We start from the raw sequence: 21,995 nt of genomic DNA on the forward strand, positions 1-21,995 counted from the left end.
CTCTAAATAGTTCGAGGTGTAGCTAGGCGACAAGTGAATGAGTCGCTGGGAGCATACAAAAGTATGTGACTAGTGCGAATGAGCGCAGTCAACAACGCTACAACTTGAAATATGACGAGTATAAACTCTTTCAATTTACAGGAGTACATTATGGTTCTGGTTACTCGCAAAGCCCCTGATTTCACAGCTGCTGCCGTTTTAGGTAATGGTGAGATTGTTAATGATTTCAACCTGCATTCATTTATCAAAGGCAAACCTGCCGTTATTTTCTTCTGGCCAATGGATTTCACTTTCGTTTGCCCTTCAGAGCTGATTGCATTCGATCACCGTTTTGAAGAATTCAAAAAACGTGGTGTTGAAATCATCGGCGTTTCTATGGACTCAGAATTCGTTCATAACGCATGGCGTAAAACTCCTATTGATGACGGTGGTATTGGTGAAGTTAAATACCCAATGGTTGCTGATATCAAACACGACATCATCAAAGCTTACGGCATCGAACATCCAGAAGCAGGCGTTGCACTGCGTGGTTCATTCCTGATCGACAAAGAAGGTGTTGTTCGCCATCAAGTGGTTAACGATCTACCATTAGGCCGTAACATCGACGAAATGATCCGTATGGTCGATGCACTGCAATTCCACGAAGAGCACGGCGAAGTTTGCCCTGCACAGTGGGAAAAAGGTCAAGAAGGTATGGGCGCATCTCCAGACGGCGTTGCTAAATACCTGAAAGCAAACTCTGGCAAACTGTAATAGTTCAGTAAGCTAACACATTTTTAAAAGCCTGTGAAAACAGGCTTTTTTTGTTTATTCCACACTTATCTTTTCATTTCTTATCCACTCTATTTATTACTGTTATTAGTTATACATAAGCTTATTGTTTATCTGCTTAAAGATAATTTTGTGATCATCACATCAAAAAAAATTCTCATCACCAATAACCTCTCTCTATACTTATTGTTACGCAATTGTTAATTCATATTAATAACAGCGTAAAACTCTATATTTGTATCTATTCAAAATAACTCCCTGTTATTAATGGAGATAATAATGATTACTATAAAAAAAACGCACCTGTTATTACTCACTACCCTTTTTTCACATTCACTTTATGCAGCCTATGAACCTGCTGTTGAAGCACAACATGGCATGGTTGTCTCCTCTCAACACCTCGCATCACAAGTCGGGAATGACATTTTACAAAAAGGGGGGAACGCAATTGATGCTGCCGTTGCTGTCGGTTATGCACAAGCTGTCGTAAATGCTTGTTGTGGTAATATTGGTGGCGGTGGTTTTATGACAATACACCTTGCTGATGGTACAAATACTTTTATCAATTTTAGGGAAACGGCTCCCTCTTCTGCTTCTAAAAATATGTATTTAGATAAAGATGGAAATTTGATTAAAGATGCCAGCCTATATGGTTATCTTGCTTCAGGAGTACCCGGAACAGTAAAAGGATTGAATTCAGCATTAGAGAAATACGGTACGCTTTCACGCCAAGATGTCATGGCGCCTGCAATTAAGCTTGCAAGAGAAGGATATATTTTAACCCGCGCTGATACTGATGTGTTAGAAACGACAACAGAGCGTTTTAAACAAGATCCTGAGTCTGCAAAAATTTTCTTAAAACCAGATGGAACACCGTGGCAACCCGGTGATCGCCTAATTCAAACTGATTTAGCTAATACATTAGAACTCATCGCAAACCAAGGTTCTGATGCATTTTACCAAGGAGATATCCCTAAAAAAGTTGAAGAAGCTTCGAAACAACATAATGGCCTGTTAACTCAAGAAGATTTTGCTAATTTTACTATCACAGAAACCAAACCTATCACCTGTACTTACCGAGGCTATGAATTTATTTCTGCACCGCCACCAAGTTCAGGCGGAGTTACTATCTGCCAAACGCTAAATATTTTGGAAGGTTATGATCTCAAATCGATGGGCTTTAATTCAGCTGAATATGTTCATACTTTAACAGAAGCAATGCGTCATGCTTATATGGACAGAAATACTTTTCTTGGAGATCCCCAATTTATTAAAAATCCTACAGAAAAGTTATTAAATAAAGCTTATGCCACAGAAATACGCCAACAAATCAAACCGAATAAAGCCACGCCATCAGAAAATGTACAACCCGGTATCGCTCCTCATGAAAGCCCTGAAACAACACACTACTCAGTAATGGATAAAGACGGCAATGCAGTTTCGACCACTTACACCATTAATGGTCGCTTTGGTGCCGTAGTCATCGCACCGGGAACTGGATTTTTCCTCAACAACGAGATGGATGATTTTACAACCAAAGTTGGTGAAAAAAATCTCTATGGTTTAGTGCAAGGTGAACGCAATAGTATTGCGCCATTAAAACGCCCACTATCATCAATGAGCCCAACGATTGTGACTAAAGAAGGCAAACCTTTCCTTATTTTAGGATCGCCAGGAGGTTCACGTATTATCTCGATCACCTTACAAACGGCACTGAATATCATTGAGTTTGGAATGCCCCCACAAGAAGCGGTTAATAGCCCTCGCATTCACCATCAATGGTTACCGGATGAGGTTTATTATGAGCAACGAGGATTATCAAAAGACACTTTAGAGAAACTCTCTGCCATGGGATATAAAATGGTAGAACAAACTCCATGGGGAGCGGCTGAACTTATTATGGTCGGACTCCCAGGAGAAGAAGGTGTGATCCCAGCATCATCAGGTAATGATTCCGCTGTTTCTGGTACAGTACGTGAAGGTTATCTTTATGGATCAAATGATGTTCGTCGCCCAGCTGGTAAAGCAGTGGGTTACTAACAATAAAGCCATCGAATAAAACAACAAAAGAAACCTTCTCTTGATTAGATAAGGTTTCTTTTTTTATAAAAATGATCTAGTCATGGTTTTACAATTTATTCATATTTTATTCTATTAATAATAATCAATATCTATTTTTGATTATGTATGTATTTAATATTGAATATCAAATTATTATTAAAGTAATAATATTTTATAGAATATAAGAGCAAATCACTTTTAATTTAATTTCAATGAAAGAATATATATAAATGGTATTTATTCTCTTTCTTAATTACAGATAAAAACAATAATCATTTAATTAAATAAAATTAATAACACTCTCTATTTTTATTTCTATGATAGCAATCACAGAATAAATTTTTTAATAACCACACTATCAAAGAGGATAATAAAAATACGTAAAAAATGGAGATAACACATTGTAAATACAAATATTTAACATTTCGTCACAGTGTGTTTTTATCATAAAAATAGTTAAATCTTATAATATATCCCTTAACTATATCGTTATTGTATTTTTTATATAACGGTAAGGCAAGCGGATAAATAAAGAATTTATCATCACAACTTAATTCTTATATAAATTAGTTAAGCGGAGATAAATATTAATGTCTGATACACATCACCGTCCAATATTAGATATTGGGCTATCAAGACTAGAGTTTCTGCGAATATCCGGTAAAGGGCTTGCAGGGATCACAATAGCACCCGCATTGCTTTCTCTTTTAGGTTGTAAGCAAGAAGAAATAGATAGCGGAATAATTCAATTAACCACAACACCTAAAGGCGTCTTAGTTACAAATAGAGCGCGTTGCACAGGATGCCACCGCTGCGAAACAGCATGTACAACATGGAATGATGGAAGCGTAGGTTCATTCTTCTCGCGCACAAAAATCCATCGTCATTTTTATTTTGGTGATAAAGGTATTGGCTCCGGTGGTGGACTTTATGGCGATTTAAACTTTACAACGGATACATGCCGCCAATGTAAAGATCCCGAATGTATGAAGGTTTGCCCAGTAAAAGCTATCCGTTATCAAGAAGAGTTCGGCTGTATTGTCGTTGATACACGTCGTTGTATTGGTTGTGCCGCCTGTACAACAGCCTGTCCGTGGATGATGGCAACCGTCAACCCGCAAACTAAAAAATCCGGCAAATGTAATTTATGTGGTGAATGTGCATCAGCGTGCCCAACAGGTGCTCTGCAAATCATTGAATGGAAAGAAATTACTGTTTAATAAATCCAGACAATCACATCACTGAACCACATTTAGATTAGGAAGCAATATTATGATTAACGGCTGGACTGGAAACATTCTAAGAATCAATTTAACTACCGGTGCCATCACTCGTGAAAGCTCAAACAAATATAAATCCTTAATTGGAGGAATGGGCTTTGGTTACAAAATTATGTACGAAGAGGTTGCTCCCGGCGTTAAACCTTTTGATGAAGAAAATAAAGTTGTTTTCGCTGTAGGGCCTCTAACTGGATCTGGAGCACCTTGTAGCTCTCGCGTCAATATCACCTCTCTTTCCACTTTTACTCGTGGCAATCTTGTCGTTGATGCTCATATGGGTGGATTTTTTGCCGCATGGATGAAATTTGCAGGCTATGACTCTCTGATTATTGAAGGTAAATCAGATAAGCCCGTTTGGATCCATATTGATGATGACCAAGTTTCTATTGAAGATGCCTCTTTCTTATGGGGTAAAGGTGTTCGTCAAACCACAGAAGAATTATGTGCTCAAACAAGCCCAGAAGCTTGTGTCGCGACCATTGGTCCTGCGGGTGAAAACCTTGTACCTTTATCTGGCATTATTAATAGCCGTAACCACAGTGGTGGTGCTGGTGTTGGTGCCGTCTTAGGTTCTAAAAAATTAAAAGCCATTGTCGTCGAAGGTAGCCGTGGGGTTAACGTTGCCGACCGTAAAGCGTTAAAAGAACTTAACGACTACATGATGACACAACTGATTGGCTCTAATAACAACCACGTTGTACCAAGTACGCCACAATCATGGGCTGAATATTCACACCCAGGCTCTCGTTGGACTGCACGCAAAGGACTATATTGGGGAGCGGCTGAAGGTGGCCCAATTGAAACAGGCGAAATTCCTCCTGGTGATATCAATACTGTTGGTTTCAGAACCATGAAATCAACCTTTGACTTAGGACCAGAAGCTGAAGAATACACCGTAAAGATGGGAGGTTGTCACTCCTGCCCTATTCGTTGTATGGCTCAACTCAATGTGCCGCAAGCGAAAAAATTTGGAGTACCACAAACGGGTGGTAACACTTGTGTCGCTAACTTCGTTCACACAACCATTTTCCCTAATGGCCCTAAAGATGTTGAGAAAAAAGGGGATGGTAACGTTGTAGGTAACTTAGTCGGTCTTAATATTTTTGATGATATGGGACTTTGGTGTAACTACGGTCAGCTTCATCGTGACTTCACTTATTGCTATACCCACGGTGTATTTAAGCGTGTACTTTCTGAAGAAGAATATAACGATATTCCTTGGGATAAACTGGAAGAAGGCAATCCTGAATTTATTAAAGATTTTTACTATCGTTTAGCGCATCGTAAAGGTGAATTTAGCCACCTTGCAGATGGCTCTTATCTCATTGCACAACGCTGGAATTTAGGTGAAGAGTATTGGGCTGATAAGAAAAATAAACTCTGGTCACCAATGGGCTTCCCAATTCACCACGCAAATGAAGCATCAGCTCAAGTGGGTTCTATCGTTAACTGTATGTTTAACCGCGATGCGATGACACATACACATATCAATTATATCGGCAGTGGTTTACCTCTAAAACTACAAAAAGAGATTGCGGGTGAGCTATTTGGCTCTGGTGACGCTTTTGATGAAACCAAAAACTATACACCAATCAATAAAGCCAAAATTGCTTATACCAAGTGGACAATTTTACGTAGTTGCTTACACGATGCGGTCACCTTATGTAACTGGGTATGGCCGATGACGGTTTCTCCTCATAAGAGCCGTAATTATCGTGGTGACTTAGAAATGGAAGCCAAGTTCTTTACCGCTATCACGGGTGAACCAACCACTTCTAAAGATCTGGATTTAGCCTCAGAGCGTATCTTCACTTTACACCGCGCTTATACCGTTAAATTAATGAACACTATGGATATGCGTAATGAGCATGACCAAATCTGTTCATGGGTATTCGATAAAGATCCTGATATTCCAGTCTTTACTGAAGGTACAGACAAAATGGACAGAGTCGATATGCAGCTTTCTCTCACCATGTTCTATCAAGAAATGGGCTGGGATCCGCAGTTAGGTTGCCCAACAAAAGAAACTTTAGTTCGCCTTGGATTACAAGATGTTGCAGACGATTTAGCGTCTCGTGGTTTATTACCAAGTTAATAGGTAAAAGAAGGAGATCATGATGATAGAACAAAATGCATCAGCTTCTATACCACAAGATATCGCTGATGATGCAGATATTGCTTTAGAGCAACCTGATATCTCTCGTCGCCGTTGGTTACTGCCATTATCAGAAACAGGTGTTGGACGTAGTGCTAACACCTCAACAGATATTGCAGAAGAACCCGTTGCGGAAGTAGCAGAATTATCTGCCGAACAACATCTAGCGAATGCGATACGTCAATGTTCAAAAGAAGGTGAACTATTAGCAATTTCAACGCTGTATGATGCGCCCTATTCTCTGACTGAAGAGGACATTGCGCAGTTAGAAACCGCGTTAAAGAGCGACGAGTTTATTGATATCGCCCATTTAAGTCTCAATGGCGAGGATTATTATTACTCTGATGAATTTATGTCAGATAACTTCGCACAACTGCAATTATTAAACCGCCATGCGGATATTTGTACAGCAATTGCAGGTGTGGTTCGTTTTGAATGCGAAACCTATCCTCGACCATTGAAACAAAGCATGTTGATGTCTGAACCCTTTAAATACACGGCTTCAGAGATTGAAGATGCACTGACACTGATGAAAACTCACCCAGATTTTCAGGATATTCAGCAAATTTTAGCATCCAACGATGCCCCTTATCTCTTTAGCAATACGTTAATGAGTTACGGCAAAGCACGAGGCTTAACTGAATGGATCGAGGTAGAACAACATGCAAATCCTTAATGTTCTGCCTTATCAACGAAATTCGATGTGGGTATTACAACATCATCAGACTGAGGAGCAAAAATAATGCGTGTTTCTCGCCGTAAATTTGTAGCAGGTATGGGATCGGTTATTTTTTTCAGTGCGCCACTAGGAAGTGCGCTTGCGGCAACTGCAGAAAAAAAACCTATCCGCTATGCCATGATCCACGATGAGACGCTCTGTAATGGCTGTAATATCTGCGCCACTGCATGTCGTCGATTAAATAAAGTACCCAATGGTATGGCACGAATGGATATTGCCCATATTCCATTAAGCCTCAAAGAAGACAACGATAAATATCATTTCTTTAGACACTCTTGCCAACAATGTGAAGATGCCCCTTGTATTCCGGTTTGCCCTACAGGTGCTTCTTGGCGTGATGAAACCAATGGCATCGTTCGTGTTAATAAAGAGAAATGTATTGGTTGTAGCTATTGTATATCGGCATGTCCATACCAAGTCCGTTATCTTAACCCTGTGACACATGTTGCTGATAAATGTGACTTTTGTCTTGAGTCTCGATTACAAAAAGGTTTCCCACCGATTTGTGTGAGTGCTTGTCCGCAAAGTGCCTTGTTATTTGGTAGAGAAGACAGCCCTCAAATTCAAGAATGGCTCAAAACACACGATTACTATATTTATCAACTTGATGGTGTAGGAAAACCGCATCTTTATCGTCGTGTAGGGCCTCATGTTCAAGAGGAGGGTAAAGTATGAGTATCGTCAATACAATGCCAGACAGTGCTCAGTTCCAAGCCGCACTAAAAGAGTATGTTTTAATCTATACTCCCGACTATTTACCTCTTTGGCTAATTGTTGCAGGCGTATTATTTATTGGCATGCTACTTGTGCTCGCACTGCATGGTTTTTTACGTTATCGCTTTGCCACACCACATGGTGAATCGCATAAAGAAGAGAAACTCTATCTTTACTCTAAAGCTGTTCGTTTGTGGCACTGGAGTAATGCCTCTTTATTTATTCTGTTACTTCTAAGTGGTGGCATCAACCATTTCGCCCTACTTTCAGCCCACGATACAGCGTTATTAGTCAGTGTGCATGAAATCTGTGGTTATCTACTCTTGGTTTGCTGGTTGTCCTTTGTTCTTATTAATCTTGTTGGTGGTAATGGCAAGTTTTACCGCATTGATGGCAAAAACTGGTTTCAACGCGCCTTTATGCAAACTCGCTTTTATCTCTACGGTATTATCAAAGGAGAAGGTCATCCTTTCCCAGCAACACCCAATGTTAAGTTTAATCCACTGCAACAAATGGCTTATTTAGGTGTGATGTATGCGTTAGTTCCACTGCTTTTGATAACTGGTGTTTTACTTCAAAATCCAGCATTCATTCCTGCTGATGCTGTAATGTTTAAAGCTTGGTTATTAATCGCGCACCAAATATTAGCTGTATGTAGTGTCTTTTTTATCATTGGTCACCTTTATCTGTGTACAACAGGAAAAACGCCATTCCAAACATTTCGCAGTATGGTTGACGGTTACCATAGACACTAATTAATACATGGATTAAGGAGCTTATATGTCAGTCCCTTCAAAGGAAAATATTAGTTTAACAAAAGAAGACTTACGACAACTGCATGTTTCAACTTCGCTTTATCGTTGGTTTTTACGTTATTTTCCTGATGGAGGCACTTACAGTGCTATTCATAGTGAGTTAATAAAACAGCGCCGTACACAGTGGATAGAAAGCTTTATTCAATATATTTATTTACGTCATTTTAGTGATGCATCCTTTGCCAAACAGGAACAAGAAGTCATGGAAAACATCTTGTTCCTGCTCGGCAATGAACAACAGCAAGGTGTGACATTACAACGTCTGCCCTACCACAACACTTTGCCAACCTCTGAAAATATTCAATTTTCTACCGAATGGCATCAATTGATCTTAAAAAGTCAGCAATTAAGCACTGACCTCGCTTTATGTGGCAATAATAACATCGTGGCTTTTTCTGGTGATGAAAATAGCATTTCTAATACGGGTTATAGCAACCAATTAATGAATACGGGTTTTGCAGGAAAAGTGTGTAATACGGGTAATCAGTGTCGCATCGGTAGCTTAGGTGGGCGCTCTCGCATTTGTAATAGTGGCAATGATGTCAAAATTTATGCGTCAGGTAATGGTGTTCATATCGCAAACAGCGGTATGCGTAATTTCATTACAGCCTCTCAAGATCGTGCCAAAGTCACTAATACTGGTGATTTAACGCAAATCAATGTTACTGGAAATAACTCTGTGGCAATTAATACAGGTGATAACTGTAAAGTCACGGTATCTGGCGACGACAGTATTTGTATCTCAACAGGTGATCTCCATCAGTTCTGCTTAGGAAAAGGCGGTAGTGCAGTTATTGCTTATCATGATGGCAATCGTACCCGCTTTAAAATCTTCTATGAAGGTGAGGATGGTATCATCGCCGGAGTTCATTACTATTTAGATGAAAATCAGCATCCTGTTGCACATATAAAACAGAACTCGACTTCTGTTAATTAATACCTCAAATATATATTATTAAAAAAGGGAAACTTTCGTTTCCCTTTTTATTTTTGCAATCAATGTACTTTATTGCTTATTGATGGCTTCAGTATGGATCACTTTTTTACTCTGTGAGCCTGCGACTCTATCGTAAATAGCACACACAACAATCGTCACTAATACTGGGATCAACCACGCTAAACCTTGCTCACTTAGTGGCAGTTTTGTCGCCCATTCTGGTAATAAATGTTTCAGATAATCAGACGCTTTTATTGCATCAAAAATACCGAAAAATAAGCTAACAGCCATTGCTGGCGCGATAATACGGCTTGGGTTATTCCACAGACGTAATGTGAAACTCATTAAAATAATCACAATACAAGGTGGATAAATCATTATCAGTACAGGAATAGAAAACGCGATCAGTTTGCTCAATCCTAAGTTTGAAACAACGGCTGAAAATATTGCTAAAATCAACACTAATACACGATAAGAGATAGGCAAATAACGGCTAAAAAACTCTGCGCAGGCACAGGTTAAACCAACAGCAGTCACCATACAGGCTAAGAAAATCAGTACAGCTAAAAAGAAGCTACCAAAATTACCAAAAGTGTACTGAACGTAGGCATGTAAAATATCTGCACCATCTTGAGCACCCGGAATGATACTGCCACTGCCAGAGCCTAATTTAAATAAACTCAAATAAATCGCAGTTAATAATACACCCGCAATAATTCCTGCCCACATGGTATAACGTGTTAACAGTGATGAATTATCAATCCCGCGAGAGCGGGCTGCATTAACAATAACAATACCAAAAACCATAGCGCCCAATGTATCCATGGTGAGGTAACCGTTAATAAACCCCTGAGTCAACGCCATATCACGATAAGCTTCAGTCGCAGGAATAGCGCCACCAGCAGGCCAAAATACCGCAGCCATACCTAATATCGCTAATGCCAGAATTTTAATTGGTGCAAGAATATGACCAACACTGTCTAGCAATTTCCCTGGATAAAGCGAAATACCAATAACAATTAAGAAATAGACAATGCTGTAAATCAGCAATGACATTTCTGTATCACCCACTAAAGGAGCAATACCCACTTTAAAAGAAACCGTTGCCGTACGAGGGGTTGCAAAAAGCGGTCCAACAGCAAGATAGGCAACAATGGCTAATAACAATCCCATTGATTTACCAATAGGTGTGCTTAATGCCTCAATACCACCACCGACTTTTGCCAGTGCAACAACCGTTAAAACAGGTAAACCCACACCAGTGATCAAAAAGCCAATCGCGGCAGTCCAAACAAATTCGCCTGATTGTAACCCCACCATTGGAGGAAAAATAATGTTGCCAGCGCCAACAAATAGGGCGAATGTCATAAACCCTAATGCCAGAATATCTCTGGAAGTTAATCTATGTGCCATAAGTTTTGTTAATATGTAGTTACAATAATGGTTAAATTACGCCAAGATGGCGCAACATAAAATCAACAATATCTATTTAAGCTCAGACCGTCATTATTCAGGAGAATATCCAAATATAATCATTTCATGCAGAGCAATTAGGTACTAAATAGAAAAAATTGCCGATAACTGCTCACAAGTAAAACTTTTATAATGAAAAAAGGCAATAGCCAATCCTAAAACCAGAATAATCATCTAAACTATTTTTCGGCACTAGTTATAACTGTCATATATCATCGAATATACATGATATGATTTGTGCATTTTATCACCAATAATATTGAGTGTTGACATCATTTAAAGTTACCATTAATTAATAATATTAAAATTTAACGCTACGATATTAGTTTTTATTGATATTAAAAAGATCAAGAAAGGGGCAAAAAAACCTTTATCACAGATTAAAGACAAGTAATAAAGGCTTTAAAAAAAGACAGACTACTCGTGTGTTTTTTTAGCGGTAAGCAATGTTTGAGGAAGGATAAAAGAGAACGTACTCCCGACACCTACTTTACTTTCAATATTTAATTGAGAGTGATGATGAAGCAGTGATTTTTTCACAATAGCCAAACCTAACCCAGTACCGCCAGAATGACGAGAGCGGGCTTTATCAACACGATAAAAGCGCTCTGTTAAACGAGTTAAGTGTTCTGCGCTGATCCCCGAACCATTATCTGAGACACTAAATAACATACCTTGAGGAACTTTCTTCCAACTGACTTTAATTGTTGTACCTTCTTCAGTGTGATTAATGGCGTTATACACTAAGTTAGAAACGGCACTACGTAATTGCTCTTCATTACCTCGGACAGCCCACTGCTTATCAACATCAAAAATAATATGGTGTTGACCTTGGCTCAATGAGTCCGCTTCTTGTTGTAATAAAGCCAAAATAGCGGGAATATCAACAATTTTGTTTAAATCGATATGAGGCGCAGATTCGATACGAGAAAGTTGTAAGAGTTGTTGAACAAGCGTATCCATGCGCTTAGCTTGCTCTTGCATCGTCACTATCGCCTTATGCTCTGCGGGTTTCGCGACACTATTTTCTTCCATCATTTCAAGATAACCTTGAATAACAGTGAGTGGTGTTCTTAGCTCATGGCTAACGTTAGCAAAAAAGTCACGTCGTGAGTTTTCTAGTTTATTTTTTTCTGTCACATCACGTGCCACCATCAAGCGCTGATCTTCGCTGTATGGCATCACTCGAAACTCAACGATAGAGCCATTATTAAGTGAAATAGTTAAAGAGCGACTAAAATCACCTGCAGTAAAATAGTGTAAGAAATCAGGATAACGTAATAAGTTAAAAATATTTTGTCCGTTATCTTCGGGCCAGCGAAAGCCGAGTAAGTGTTGAGCTAGGCTATTACACCAAAAAATATTCCCTTCATTTGTCATCATCACAACAGCATCGGGCAAGCTTTCAGCACCACTTCTAAAACGTTTAATTAAGTCGCCTAATTCTCTGCGTCGTTTACGATTACGTTGTTGGGTCTGTCGAATACCATAAAAAATAGGCTCCCATCCCCCTCTTCCTTCCGGAGGCAGTACTGAGCGATCTAACCATAACCATTTAGATAATTTCAGCAAGTTATAGGCATGCCACACAAGTGCACTGAGTAGCGATGTCACCAGCAACCAAGGAAGATGCCCGATAAAAAGTGATAATATAAAAGCAGGTAAGCAAAATAGACATAGCCCCCAAACGAGGGCTTTCCACGATAGTCGTTCTAACACCTGACGATTACTCCCATATTGACTTAGAAACGGGCAGAGAAACGATATCCCGTTCCACGTACTGTTTGTATCATTCTGTCATGGCCATCTTCTTCGATGGCTTTACGTAAACGACGAATATGCACATCAACAGTACGGTCTTCGACATAAACATTCGTTCCCCAAACATAGTTTAGCAGTTGTTCTCTGCTATACACGCGTTCAGGATGTGTCATAAAAAAGTGCAGGAGTTTAAATTCGGTAGGTCCCATATCAATCGGTTTATCTTGACTCGTTACTCGATGAGAAACAGGATCAAGTCCTAATCCATTGAATTCAATAATATCCTCCGAAGACATTGGTGATAATCGTCGTAAAATTGCTTTCACGCGAGCCACAAGCTCTTTAGGTGAGAAAGGCTTAATGACGTAATCATCAGCACCCGTTTCTAACCCTTGAACTTTATCTTCTTCTTCCCCTTTTGCCGTTAGCATAATAATTGGAATATCACGGGTGTTACTTTCCCGCTTCATCTGTTTTATTACCTGCAAGCCTGATCCACCAGGGATCATCCAATCTAATAAAACCAGATCAGGGTAAGGATCAATAAGAAAGCTCAATGCAGAATCATAGTCTTCTGCTTCAATAGGCTGAAAACCATTTTGTTCCAAAACAAAACAGATCATCTCTCGAATTGCGGTTTCATCTTCAACAACAAGAATACGCCTTGCCATACTCTATCCTGTGTAATGTATATAGAGGGTCAAAATGATTATGATGCCGTTTTATGACAGATTTATGACTAACCTTAACATTACTGAAATAGATCCCAGTTGTTAAGGTAAATAAATCATTTTTCGGTGAAATATCACTCAAAAAGAAGGCTTATTGTTGGGTTTTCACTAAAAAAGTAAGGTGCGCTATACTCTTCATCAGATAAAAAAGAGGAATAGCAATGCGGATTATTCACACATCAGACTGGCATTTAGGGCAATATTTTTTTACTAAAACTCGGGCTCAAGAACATCAACAGTTTCTTGATTGGTTGTTAGCACAAATTAAACATTATCAAGTTGATGCATTGATTGTTGCAGGAGATATTTTTGATACTGGCTCCCCCCCAAGTTATGCCCGAGAGCTTTATAACCGCTTTGTTGTTGCTATCCGAGATACACAATGCCAGCTCGTCATTCTAGGTGGTAATCACGATTCTGTAGCGACATTAAATGAATCTAAATCATTATTAGCATGTTTAAATACAACGGTTATTGCCAATGTTCATGCTGAAACCCCACAAGCTCCGCTTATTCTTCCTAAAAAAGATAATACTCCGGGAGCATTACTTTGTGCGATCCCTTATCTACGTCCTAGAGATATGATAAGTAGTAAAAGTGGGCAATCAGGTGCTGAAAAACAAAATACCCTAAAAGAAGCGATTGCTGATTATTATCAAGCTCAATATCAAGAGGCTCTCGATTTACGTAAGCAACTAAACGTCAATATTCCAATTATTGCAACAGGTCACCTTACAACCATTGGTGCAAGTGTAACGGACTCTGTACGTGAAATTTATATCGGTACTTTAGAGGCTTTCTCTGCAACACTATTTCCTGAATTTGACTATATTGCTCTTGGCCATATTCATCGCCCTCAAGTGGTAAATAAATCGGGCCATATTCGTTATAGTGGCTCTCCTATTCCTTTAAGTTTTGATGAAAGCGGACAACAAAAAAGCGTCTACCTTATCGATTTTGAGCAAGACAAATTAACTAACCTCACACTATTACCTATTCCTGAATTTCAGTTGCTACGCACCATCAGTGGCTCATTAAAAGAGATAGCCATACAACTTGATGATTTAAAAAAACAATACGGTGAAACAGATACCACTATTTGGTTGGATATCGAAGTTTCAACACAAGATTATCTCAGTGATATACAAACCCGAGTTCAAGAACTAACTAACGATCCACTTTTTGATGTGATCTTATTAAGAAGAGCCAGAAAACAGCGCCAAGCATTCACGCAAAATGAGAACGAAACACTGACCGAATTAACTGTTTATGATGTTTTTGAAAGACGCTTAGAACAGCATGAATTTGATTCAGAAGAAACGAAAACACGGTTAACAACATTGTTTAAACAAGCTGTTGAAATGGCAGAACAAGAGGACAACGAAGCATAATGAAAATCTTAAGTCTGCGATTTAAAAATATTAACTCTTTAAAAGGCGAGTGGAAAATCAACTTTGACCAAGAGCCTTTTGTTAGCAACGGATTATTTGCTATCACAGGCCCTACTGGGGCAGGAAAAACCACACTATTAGATGCGATTAGCTTAGCGCTTTATCATCGAACTCCACGATTAGACAAAGTCACACAATCACAAAATGAATTAATGACGCGTCATACCGCAGAATGCTTGACCGAAGTTGAATTTGAAGTCAAAGGTGTGGCTTATCGTGCATTTTGGGAACAACGCCGAGCCAATTATAAAGAAGATGGCAATCTTCAAGCACCACAGGCTGAACTCGTTAAAATAAATACAACGGGCGGCGAAGACAAAATCTTAGCCAGCAAAATAAGCCAAGTAAAAGAGATGATCATTAGTATTACGGGACTTGATTTTGATCGTTTCACTAAGTCTATGTTGCTTTCTCAGGGACAATTTGCGGCCTTTTTAAATGCAGATGATAAATCTCGCGCTGAATTACTCGAAGAACTGACTGGCACAGATATTTATCGCTATATTTCCCAATCGATCTTTAAGCATTGGCGTGAAGAAGAACAAGCCTTAAAAACACTAAAGCAACAAGCCGAAATGATGGCGTTATTAGATGAAAATGCTCGCCAAGCTTTATTAACTGAGCAAACAGATCTTTTTGCCAAAGAGAGACTATTACAAAAAGAACAACAGGAATATCAAGTAGCAAAGCAGTGGCAAGAAAAAGACATTGAAATCAATAAAAACAGACTATTAGCACAAAACGGAGTTAACTTAGCACAAGAAGCATTAGTTGCTGCCAAGCCCGATATTCAACGTCTTGAAAATAGCGAACCTGCTGAAAAGATCCGCCCGATTTATGATGAAAAAAATCGTCTATTAAAAGAACAAACCTATATTGAGTCACAACTCTCAACCTTGAAAGCAGAAAAACAGCTGATTGAACAACAAAGCCAACCTATTAATCAGCGCCTAGTGGAAGCTCGTGACACATTTAAACAACACGATGAGAAAAAACAGCAAATATTACAACTTATTCGTGAAGAAGTGACGCCATTAGATAACCAGTTAGTCTTGCTACAACAAGATATTTCAGCAAAAACACAGCAAAAAAATACACTGGAAAAAACACAGTCGGAATATCTGGAAAAAATACAATTAACAGAAATCCAATTAGCTGGATCACAAAAACAATTCAATGAATTAAGTGAATATTTAAATCAGCATACAGCTTATGCTCAACTTGCTGAGAATTTACCTTTGTGGCAACGCTATTTTGAACAATATGATGAAATTGCAGAGAAATATCTAATTAGTCAGAAAAGTGAAAAAGCAGAACAAGAAAAAGAGCTGTTACTTAAACTTGCTCTCGAAAAAACAACACGCACACTAGAAGCACAACAACACGCTCTTAATTTACAGCAACAACAATTAAGTGAATTACAAACGCAACTTGAGCAACAAAATAAAGTAGATGCAATTGCAGATATTCCTCATCGCTTGCAACAAATTTCTCAGCAAAGAAATGCGCTCGCAAAAATAATGGGATTACAGGCTCAATTACAGCGTGCTCTCAAAACTGAACGTCTGTACCAAAAAAACCATTCAGAAAACCAGCAAAAAATAGCTGTACTGACTGAAAATATCAGCAGAAATGGCTTCGTTTTAAAAGAGAAAGAGCAACACCTTAAAGATTTAAATGACAATTATCTTTTAATTCGGAAATTAGCGGAATACGAAGAAGAGAGACAACGTTTAGTTAAAGACAATCCATGCCCTGTTTGCGGTTCAACTGAACATCCTTATGTTGAAAAATATAAAGAAATAAAACCAGACGAAACAAAAACACGATTAGATATTTTAATGCAACAAGTTCATGCATTAACCATAGAGTTAGTAGAACAAAAAACACAATGTGCTAACTATCAAGCTCAAAATGAAAAATTAAGTAGCGACCTTGAGCAACTAACACAAGATATTGCGTCATTAAAACAGCAATGGCGAGCCTTAGCTCAAACTCACGCATTACCGGGTGTTGACTGCGAAGAAACTGCTTTAACTCAATTAGATGCAGCACTTGAAAAAGAAGATAATTTACTGACGCAAAAACGAGTAAATTACCAAGCATTAGAAGCCAAAATTCAGCAAGAATACAAGCTGTTATCTGATATCAAAGAACACTTTTATCAACAACAGCAAGCTATTCTTCATCAACAAAATCAATTAACTCAGCAACAAAAAGAAGCTTTTAATAAACAACAACAAACAGCGCAATATCTTCAACAACAAACCCAATTAGCGCAAGATATTCAATCTCTTGTCAAACAACAAGGTTATGAGTTGCAGGCATCTGAAGATAAAATTCAATGGCTTATTGCGCGTAAAGAAGAAAGCCAACAATATCAATCGACATTAAAAACACATCACGAATTACAACAAACAATCCGCGAATTGCTATTAACGCAGGAAGAGAGAAAACGCTATCTAGCTGAAGTTCAAAAAGAACTTGATGCTGTTTTAGCCCATTTACAACAACTACATCAACAACAAGAAAAGCTAAAAACACAACGCCAAGCTTTATTCGGCACACAAACCACCGAAGATGCTCGCAATGAGTTGGATAAACAAAGTCAGTTGTTACAAAAACAAATTGAGCAATATAGTGAAGAAAAAAACCGACTCGAAATCCGTTTAAATCAGCTTATTGGCCAATATCAGGAAAACGAAAAATCACTACAACGGCTTCATGTTCACTCACAAGCCACCCTTGAACAGTATCAAAATAGATTAAAAAACAGTCCATTTGATGATGAAAACGCGTTTTTAGCCTCATTACTATCGGTTGAAGAAAGAAATCGTTTACAAGAACAACAAAAACAACGACTTGATAAACTTCTGCAAGAAAAAACTCGTTTAGATACACAAGAAAATGTATATCAACAGCACTTATCACAACAGCCAATATTGGCAACACAACAGGATCTCGAACAAATTACCGCTCAGTTATTGGTGTTAGAAACACAATTTACTCAATTACAAGAAACGAAATTTCGTATTCAAGAACAACTGCGTACTGACGAGGAAAAGCGTAAAGAGCAACAGGATCTACTGACTCATATTGCCAAACAACAATCTCAGTTTGATGATTGGAGTTATTTAAATGAATTAGTGGGATCTGCATCAGGAGATAAATTCAGCCGTTTCGCCCAAGGATTAACGCTTGATCATCTGATTTATTTAGCTAACCGTCGTTTAGAAAAGCTTCATGGGCGTTATTTCTTACAGCGTAAAACACCAGCAAGCCTTGAATTACAGATTGCAGATACATGGCAAGCAGATGCACTGCGGGATACTCGTACGCTTTCTGGTGGCGAAAGTTTCTTAGTCAGTTTATCACTCGCTTTAGCGCTTTCAGATTTGGTCAGTAACAAGACTCAAATTGAATCACTATTTTTAGATGAAGGCTTTGGCACATTAGATCCTGATACCTTAGATATCGCATTAGATGCACTCGACAGCCTTAATGCATCCGGCAAAATTATTGGCGTAATTAGTCACGTAGAAGCCATGAAAGAACGTATTCCTGTGCAAATTAAAGTGAAGAAAGCTGGGGGCTTAGGTATTAGCCAACTTGCTCCTGAATTTAGATATGAAAATAAACATAATCTAAATCAAGTAGTTAAAAACTAGGTCGAATATTTTGACGTAGCTGATTAAATTTTTTATATATCAATAAATCACAGCTAAGCCCTATAGTATGTCCATAGATTAGCTCAAGCTAAGACACGCTTTAAGCGCTTAAATTTATCAAGGAGACAATCATGTCTAACGCATTTACTGATTTAATGAAAAAACGTAGAACAATTTATCATTTAGGTAATCAACTTCCAATTAGCGAAGACAGAGTCACTGCGATTATCAAAGAAGCGGTTAAAGAGAGCCCAACAGCATTTAACTCGCAGACATCTCGTGTTGTTGTTTTGTTTGGTGAACAACATCAAAAACTGTGGGACATCGTTAAAAACACACTAAAAAAATTAGTACCCGCAGAAGCATTTAGTGCAACTGAAGCAAAAATTAATAGCTTCGCCGCAGGTGCTGGTTCAATTCTGTATTTTGAAGACACCGATATTGTAAAAGGTCTTCAAGAGCAATTCCCACTGTATGCGGATAACTTCCCTGTATGGTCAGAACAAGCAAGTGGTATGGCGCAACTTTCTGTTTGGACTGCATTAGCAGCAGAGAACGTAGGTGCTTCATTACAACACTACAACCCAATTATTGATGATGAAGTTCATGCAACTTGGGATCTGCCAAAAACATGGAAATTAAGAGCTCAAATGGTCTTTGGTTCTATCGAACAAGAGGCTGGCGAGAAGAATTATATGGAAGATGATTCACGCTTTAAAATCTTCAAATAAGTGTTAGAACAGACATCTGACAAAAGACCCTAGCAATAATACCCTCTTTTTCTACTTTCATTCCTTGCCCACAGCCACTGTGGGCTTTTTTTTATCTCTCATTTAAGTCATTCACAGTTATTTTAATAAAAAAAAGAGCAAAGTGCGCAATGAATACAAAGGTAGGGATGGACCCTTTGTGTTCAACACTTTGCTCTCTTTATTTATTTACGCATCTTCTACTAAAGTAAAAGGTGCGATTTTCACAAGGCGTATGAAAATACGTTATTTACGTGTGATGTTATTTGCTTTTGGTTGAGCAATTGGAGACTGCTCAGCAAAGTATTTCACGACTGCATCAACATCTGGCACGCTGTAAACTGGATCTTTACCTTCTTTCAGTACAGAGAAGTTACTACCACCTGTTGCTAAGTATTCGTTAGCAACAACACGGTAATTCGCTTTCATATCTACTGGTTTGCCATCAATTTTCATTGATTCGACGATAACACGGTTACCATTAGAGGCTTTGCTATCCCATGTATATTGGAAGTTGCCTGAAACAGCTAACACTTGTGGACGTGAACGATCCCATTGTTGTTCTAATAGGCGTTTGATTTGTTCACCAGTTAACGTTTGAGTTAACAGTACGTTAGAGAATGGCTGTACAGTGTAGATTGCGTTATAAGAAACGTCACCACCTGTCATATCAGCACGAATACCACCGCTGTTCATAAATGCGATTTGTGCGCCACCCATATCTTTTGGTTTTGCAGTATATAAATGCGCATCAGCAATCACTTGACCCAGTGCAGATTCACCCGCGTCATTCGTTTGCTTATTCAGGTTACCTTCTAACTTACCGATAATACGGTTAGCTAATGGGGTAGCAATTTTTTCGTAAGCTTCTAACAGTTTAGTAACTGCTGGATCTTTTTCGTATTTACGGTTATCAACCCAAATGTTACGAGCTTCGATATCAACAACATCTTTCGTTGTTTTATCTAATTTCAGGTCGATACGCGTTAACATTGCACCATTAGACTGTGCCGATGTCACTGATTTACCGTTGATAGTACAGTTGTAAGCTTGGTGAGTATGACCAGTCACAACGAAGTCGATAGCTGGATCTAATTGTTCAACAACACCCAGCACTTTACCTGTAATACCATTACATGCGTTGATATTAACTGGACCACCATCACGACGCTGTGCAGCACCTTCGTGGATCAGAACACCAATTGCTTGAACGCCTTTGGCTTTTAACTGAGGCACTAATGCGTTAATTGTTTTTGCTTCATTGTGGAAGCTTAAGCCTTCAGTTCCTTTAGGGGTTACGATAGCCGCAGTACCTTCTAAAGTTAAACCGATGAATGCAACAGGAATACCGTTGAATTCTTTAATAACGTATTCTGGGAATAATGTTTTGCCAGTTTCGTTAACAATAACGTTAGCCGCTAAGTATTGGAAATCTGCGCCTTTAAACTCAGTTGGGCCTTGGCAACCCGTTACTGGGTGGCAACCACCGTTTTGTTTACGCAGTAACTCGCCCATGCCTTTATCAAATTCGTGGTTACCCACTGAAGTTGCTTCTAAGCCTGCTAATGATAATGCTTCGATTGAAGGCTCATCATGGAACATTGAAGATAACAGTGGGCTTGCACCAACCATATCACCCGCCGCAACAACGATGTTGTTTGGGTTATCTTTCTTCATTTCTTTAATTAACGTAGCCATGTGCTCAATACCACCAGGTTTGTTTGGACCTGGCGCTTTTAGCGCACCGTGGAAGTCGTTCATTGCGATAACACGCACATCAACAACATTAGCTTCGTCATAGTTCTTTGCACAACCTGCTAATAAGACTGAGCTTACAGCAAGTGCAACGAGTTTATATTTATGGTTCATTTAAAATTTATCCCTAAGATCAAAATTCACGTTTCGGACAATCAATTACTTCGAAATCCTTGCTATAACAGATATAGAATTCATCTCGATTAATTTGAATTTCTTTGTCCTTCAGTGATGGATTGTGTTCTTTTAAGAACTTAATCAATGCACTGTTTGAAGGACGGCCTTCTGGTAATACTAACGCTTCATACAACTCTTTTTGTTTACCAAAGAATGCATCTGGTGTATCAAACGCACACACACCGTGTTTTTCCCATTCACCTTGTAACAGATCGATACCTGGAGAATCACACAGATAAGGTTTAATAGCAGAGTATTCTAAAGGTGGTAAATCGCCTTTACATAAACGAGGATGCTTGCGTATGTCTTTCCAATCGCGGCACTCTTCCCATGATTTACCATCACAGGTTTCAGCCCACAGCCCATGAACAATCCAGCCAAATTTGTTATCAGAGAAACACTGGATTTCAAATTTATCGTACTCACGTTTTGCACGATCTTTTTCATTATCGTTATTTAAACGTTTAATATTATTACTTTTATAATCACAAAAAGCCGGTGAGTAGTTAATCGCTAACTTAAAGTAATCTGTTGATGCAGTGCTGTTTTGACCATAGCGATCATTAGAAGCAATGTAGTCGTAAGGTGCCGTTGGAGCATCAGGTAAAATACAAGATACGCCTTCAACTAATTTAGCTTGAGGTTTTAATGGTTCTGTAATTTCAGGTGCTTGCGTTGCACATCCTGCTAGCACTAAAGCAAAAGCAGCAGGTAATAGCTTCATAAAACGCATAAAATCCCCTTAAAGAGCAATAAAA

The 21,995-nt window shown here is 38.7% G+C and carries 16 protein-coding genes; 11 read left to right on the forward strand and 5 right to left on the reverse strand.

Annotation, left to right across the window (positions count from 1 at the left end):
* Positions 1–150 precede the first annotated feature (150 nt).
* The 8 genes from C0T34_RS07445 (at position 151) to ydhT (ending at position 9,472) form a co-directional block, all read left to right on the forward strand.
* Positions 151–753: a peroxiredoxin C gene (locus tag C0T34_RS07445; protein WP_072069413.1), complete on the forward strand. Its 603-nt coding sequence runs from the start codon at positions 151–153 to the stop codon at positions 751–753.
* Between the two features lie 297 nt (positions 754–1,050).
* Positions 1,051–2,811 (forward strand): gamma-glutamyltransferase, encoded by a 1,761-nt coding sequence (gene ggt / locus C0T34_RS07450; RefSeq protein ID WP_109849952.1) that lies wholly within the window; start codon positions 1,051–1,053, stop codon positions 2,809–2,811.
* Positions 2,812–3,422: 611 nt separating this feature from the next.
* Positions 3,423–4,052, forward strand: coding sequence for a ferredoxin-like protein (locus tag C0T34_RS07455; RefSeq protein WP_006535141.1), 630 nt, complete (start codon positions 3,423–3,425; stop codon positions 4,050–4,052).
* 52 nt (positions 4,053–4,104) lie between these two features.
* Complete coding sequence (locus C0T34_RS07460) at positions 4,105–6,207, forward strand: aldehyde ferredoxin oxidoreductase (RefSeq protein ID WP_109849953.1); 2,103 nt, start codon at positions 4,105–4,107, stop codon at positions 6,205–6,207.
* 22 nt (positions 6,208–6,229) lie between these two features.
* Complete coding sequence (locus C0T34_RS07465; protein WP_231040178.1) at positions 6,230–6,943, forward strand: YdhW family putative oxidoreductase system protein; 714 nt, start codon at positions 6,230–6,232, stop codon at positions 6,941–6,943.
* A 66-nt stretch (positions 6,944–7,009) separates the two neighbouring features.
* On the forward strand, positions 7,010–7,681 hold the full coding sequence (locus tag C0T34_RS07470; RefSeq protein ID WP_098941129.1) for a 4Fe-4S dicluster domain-containing protein: 672 nt from the start codon (positions 7,010–7,012) through the stop codon (positions 7,679–7,681).
* Positions 7,678–8,475 carry a thiosulfate reductase cytochrome B subunit gene (gene phsC, locus C0T34_RS07475; RefSeq protein ID WP_088493716.1) on the forward strand — a complete coding sequence of 266 codons (798 nt, stop codon included), beginning with the start codon at positions 7,678–7,680 and terminating at the stop codon, positions 8,473–8,475. The genes C0T34_RS07470 and phsC overlap by 4 nt, the downstream gene beginning before the upstream one ends.
* A 25-nt stretch (positions 8,476–8,500) precedes the next feature.
* The gene (ydhT, locus tag C0T34_RS07480) at positions 8,501–9,472 is read left to right on the forward strand and encodes a protein YdhT (RefSeq protein WP_109849954.1); all 972 of its coding nucleotides are present in this window, start codon (positions 8,501–8,503) and stop codon (positions 9,470–9,472) included.
* A gap of 69 nt (positions 9,473–9,541) precedes the next feature.
* Here ydhT and brnQ read toward each other — a convergent pair whose 3' ends face one another.
* From brnQ to phoB, 3 genes are all read right to left on the reverse strand, one after another.
* Positions 9,542–10,885 carry a branched-chain amino acid transport system II carrier protein gene (gene brnQ, locus C0T34_RS07485; RefSeq protein WP_109849955.1) on the reverse strand — a complete coding sequence of 448 codons (1,344 nt, stop codon included), beginning with the start codon at positions 10,883–10,885 and terminating at the stop codon, positions 9,542–9,544.
* A 477-nt stretch (positions 10,886–11,362) separates the two neighbouring features.
* The gene (gene phoR / locus C0T34_RS07490; RefSeq protein WP_098941132.1) at positions 11,363–12,664 is read right to left on the reverse strand and encodes a phosphate regulon sensor histidine kinase PhoR; all 1,302 of its coding nucleotides are present in this window, start codon (positions 12,662–12,664) and stop codon (positions 11,363–11,365) included.
* A 23-nt stretch (positions 12,665–12,687) separates the two neighbouring features.
* On the reverse strand, positions 12,688–13,377 hold the full coding sequence (gene phoB / locus C0T34_RS07495; RefSeq protein ID WP_098941133.1) for a phosphate regulon transcriptional regulator PhoB: 690 nt from the start codon (positions 13,375–13,377) through the stop codon (positions 12,688–12,690).
* Positions 13,378–13,598: 221 nt separating this feature from the next.
* Here phoB and sbcD point away from each other — a divergent pair, with 221 nt between their 5' ends.
* The 3 genes from sbcD (at position 13,599) to C0T34_RS07510 (ending at position 19,287) form a co-directional block, all read left to right on the forward strand.
* Positions 13,599–14,828, forward strand: a complete 1,230-nt coding sequence (sbcD, locus tag C0T34_RS07500) for an exonuclease subunit SbcD (RefSeq protein WP_098941134.1) — start codon at positions 13,599–13,601, stop codon at positions 14,826–14,828.
* Positions 14,828–18,556 (forward strand): AAA family ATPase, encoded by a 3,729-nt coding sequence (locus C0T34_RS07505; RefSeq protein ID WP_109849956.1) that lies wholly within the window; start codon positions 14,828–14,830, stop codon positions 18,554–18,556. The genes sbcD and C0T34_RS07505 overlap by 1 nt, the downstream gene beginning before the upstream one ends.
* A gap of 131 nt (positions 18,557–18,687) precedes the next feature.
* Complete coding sequence (locus tag C0T34_RS07510) at positions 18,688–19,287, forward strand: nitroreductase family protein (protein WP_072069426.1); 600 nt, start codon at positions 18,688–18,690, stop codon at positions 19,285–19,287.
* Between the two features lie 264 nt (positions 19,288–19,551).
* On the opposite strand, the gene C0T34_RS07515 is transcribed toward C0T34_RS07510, so the two are convergent.
* Both C0T34_RS07515 and C0T34_RS07520 read right to left on the reverse strand, forming a co-directional pair.
* A complete protein-coding gene (locus C0T34_RS07515; protein ID WP_098941136.1) occupies positions 19,552–21,174 on the reverse strand; it encodes a bifunctional metallophosphatase/5'-nucleotidase in 1,623 nt (540 codons plus the stop codon).
* Positions 21,175–21,193: 19 nt separating this feature from the next.
* Positions 21,194–21,970 carry a ribonuclease gene (locus C0T34_RS07520; protein WP_069368615.1) on the reverse strand — a complete coding sequence of 259 codons (777 nt, stop codon included), beginning with the start codon at positions 21,968–21,970 and terminating at the stop codon, positions 21,194–21,196.
* Positions 21,971–21,995 lie beyond the last annotated feature (25 nt).

Source organism: Proteus sp. CA142267, assembly GCF_003336825.1.
Classification (GTDB): Bacteria; Pseudomonadota; Gammaproteobacteria; order Enterobacterales; family Enterobacteriaceae; genus Proteus; species Proteus terrae.

What these genes read in the sequence shown, in the direction of transcription:
- C0T34_RS07445 (WP_072069413.1), top strand. Translation starts at nt 151, where the DNA reads ATGGTTCTGGTTACTCGCAAAGCCCCTGATTTCACAGCTGCTGCCGTT.
- ggt (WP_109849952.1), top strand. Translation starts at nt 1,051, where the DNA reads ATGATTACTATAAAAAAAACGCACCTGTTATTACTCACTACCCTTTTT.
- C0T34_RS07455 (WP_006535141.1), top strand. Translation starts at nt 3,423, where the DNA reads ATGTCTGATACACATCACCGTCCAATATTAGATATTGGGCTATCAAGA.
- C0T34_RS07460 (WP_109849953.1), top strand. Translation starts at nt 4,105, where the DNA reads ATGATTAACGGCTGGACTGGAAACATTCTAAGAATCAATTTAACTACC.
- C0T34_RS07465 (WP_231040178.1), top strand. Translation starts at nt 6,230, where the DNA reads ATGATAGAACAAAATGCATCAGCTTCTATACCACAAGATATCGCTGAT.
- C0T34_RS07470 (WP_098941129.1), top strand. Translation starts at nt 7,010, where the DNA reads ATGCGTGTTTCTCGCCGTAAATTTGTAGCAGGTATGGGATCGGTTATT.
- phsC (WP_088493716.1), top strand. Translation starts at nt 7,678, where the DNA reads ATGAGTATCGTCAATACAATGCCAGACAGTGCTCAGTTCCAAGCCGCA.
- ydhT (WP_109849954.1), top strand. Translation starts at nt 8,501, where the DNA reads ATGTCAGTCCCTTCAAAGGAAAATATTAGTTTAACAAAAGAAGACTTA.
- brnQ (WP_109849955.1), bottom strand. Translation starts at nt 10,885, where the DNA reads ATGGCACATAGATTAACTTCCAGAGATATTCTGGCATTAGGGTTTATG.
- phoB (WP_098941133.1), bottom strand. Translation starts at nt 13,377, where the DNA reads ATGGCAAGGCGTATTCTTGTTGTTGAAGATGAAACCGCAATTCGAGAG.
- sbcD (WP_098941134.1), top strand. Translation starts at nt 13,599, where the DNA reads ATGCGGATTATTCACACATCAGACTGGCATTTAGGGCAATATTTTTTT.
- C0T34_RS07505 (WP_109849956.1), top strand. Translation starts at nt 14,828, where the DNA reads ATGAAAATCTTAAGTCTGCGATTTAAAAATATTAACTCTTTAAAAGGC.
- C0T34_RS07510 (WP_072069426.1), top strand. Translation starts at nt 18,688, where the DNA reads ATGTCTAACGCATTTACTGATTTAATGAAAAAACGTAGAACAATTTAT.
- C0T34_RS07515 (WP_098941136.1), bottom strand. Translation starts at nt 21,174, where the DNA reads ATGAACCATAAATATAAACTCGTTGCACTTGCTGTAAGCTCAGTCTTA.
- C0T34_RS07520 (WP_069368615.1), bottom strand. Translation starts at nt 21,970, where the DNA reads ATGCGTTTTATGAAGCTATTACCTGCTGCTTTTGCTTTAGTGCTAGCA.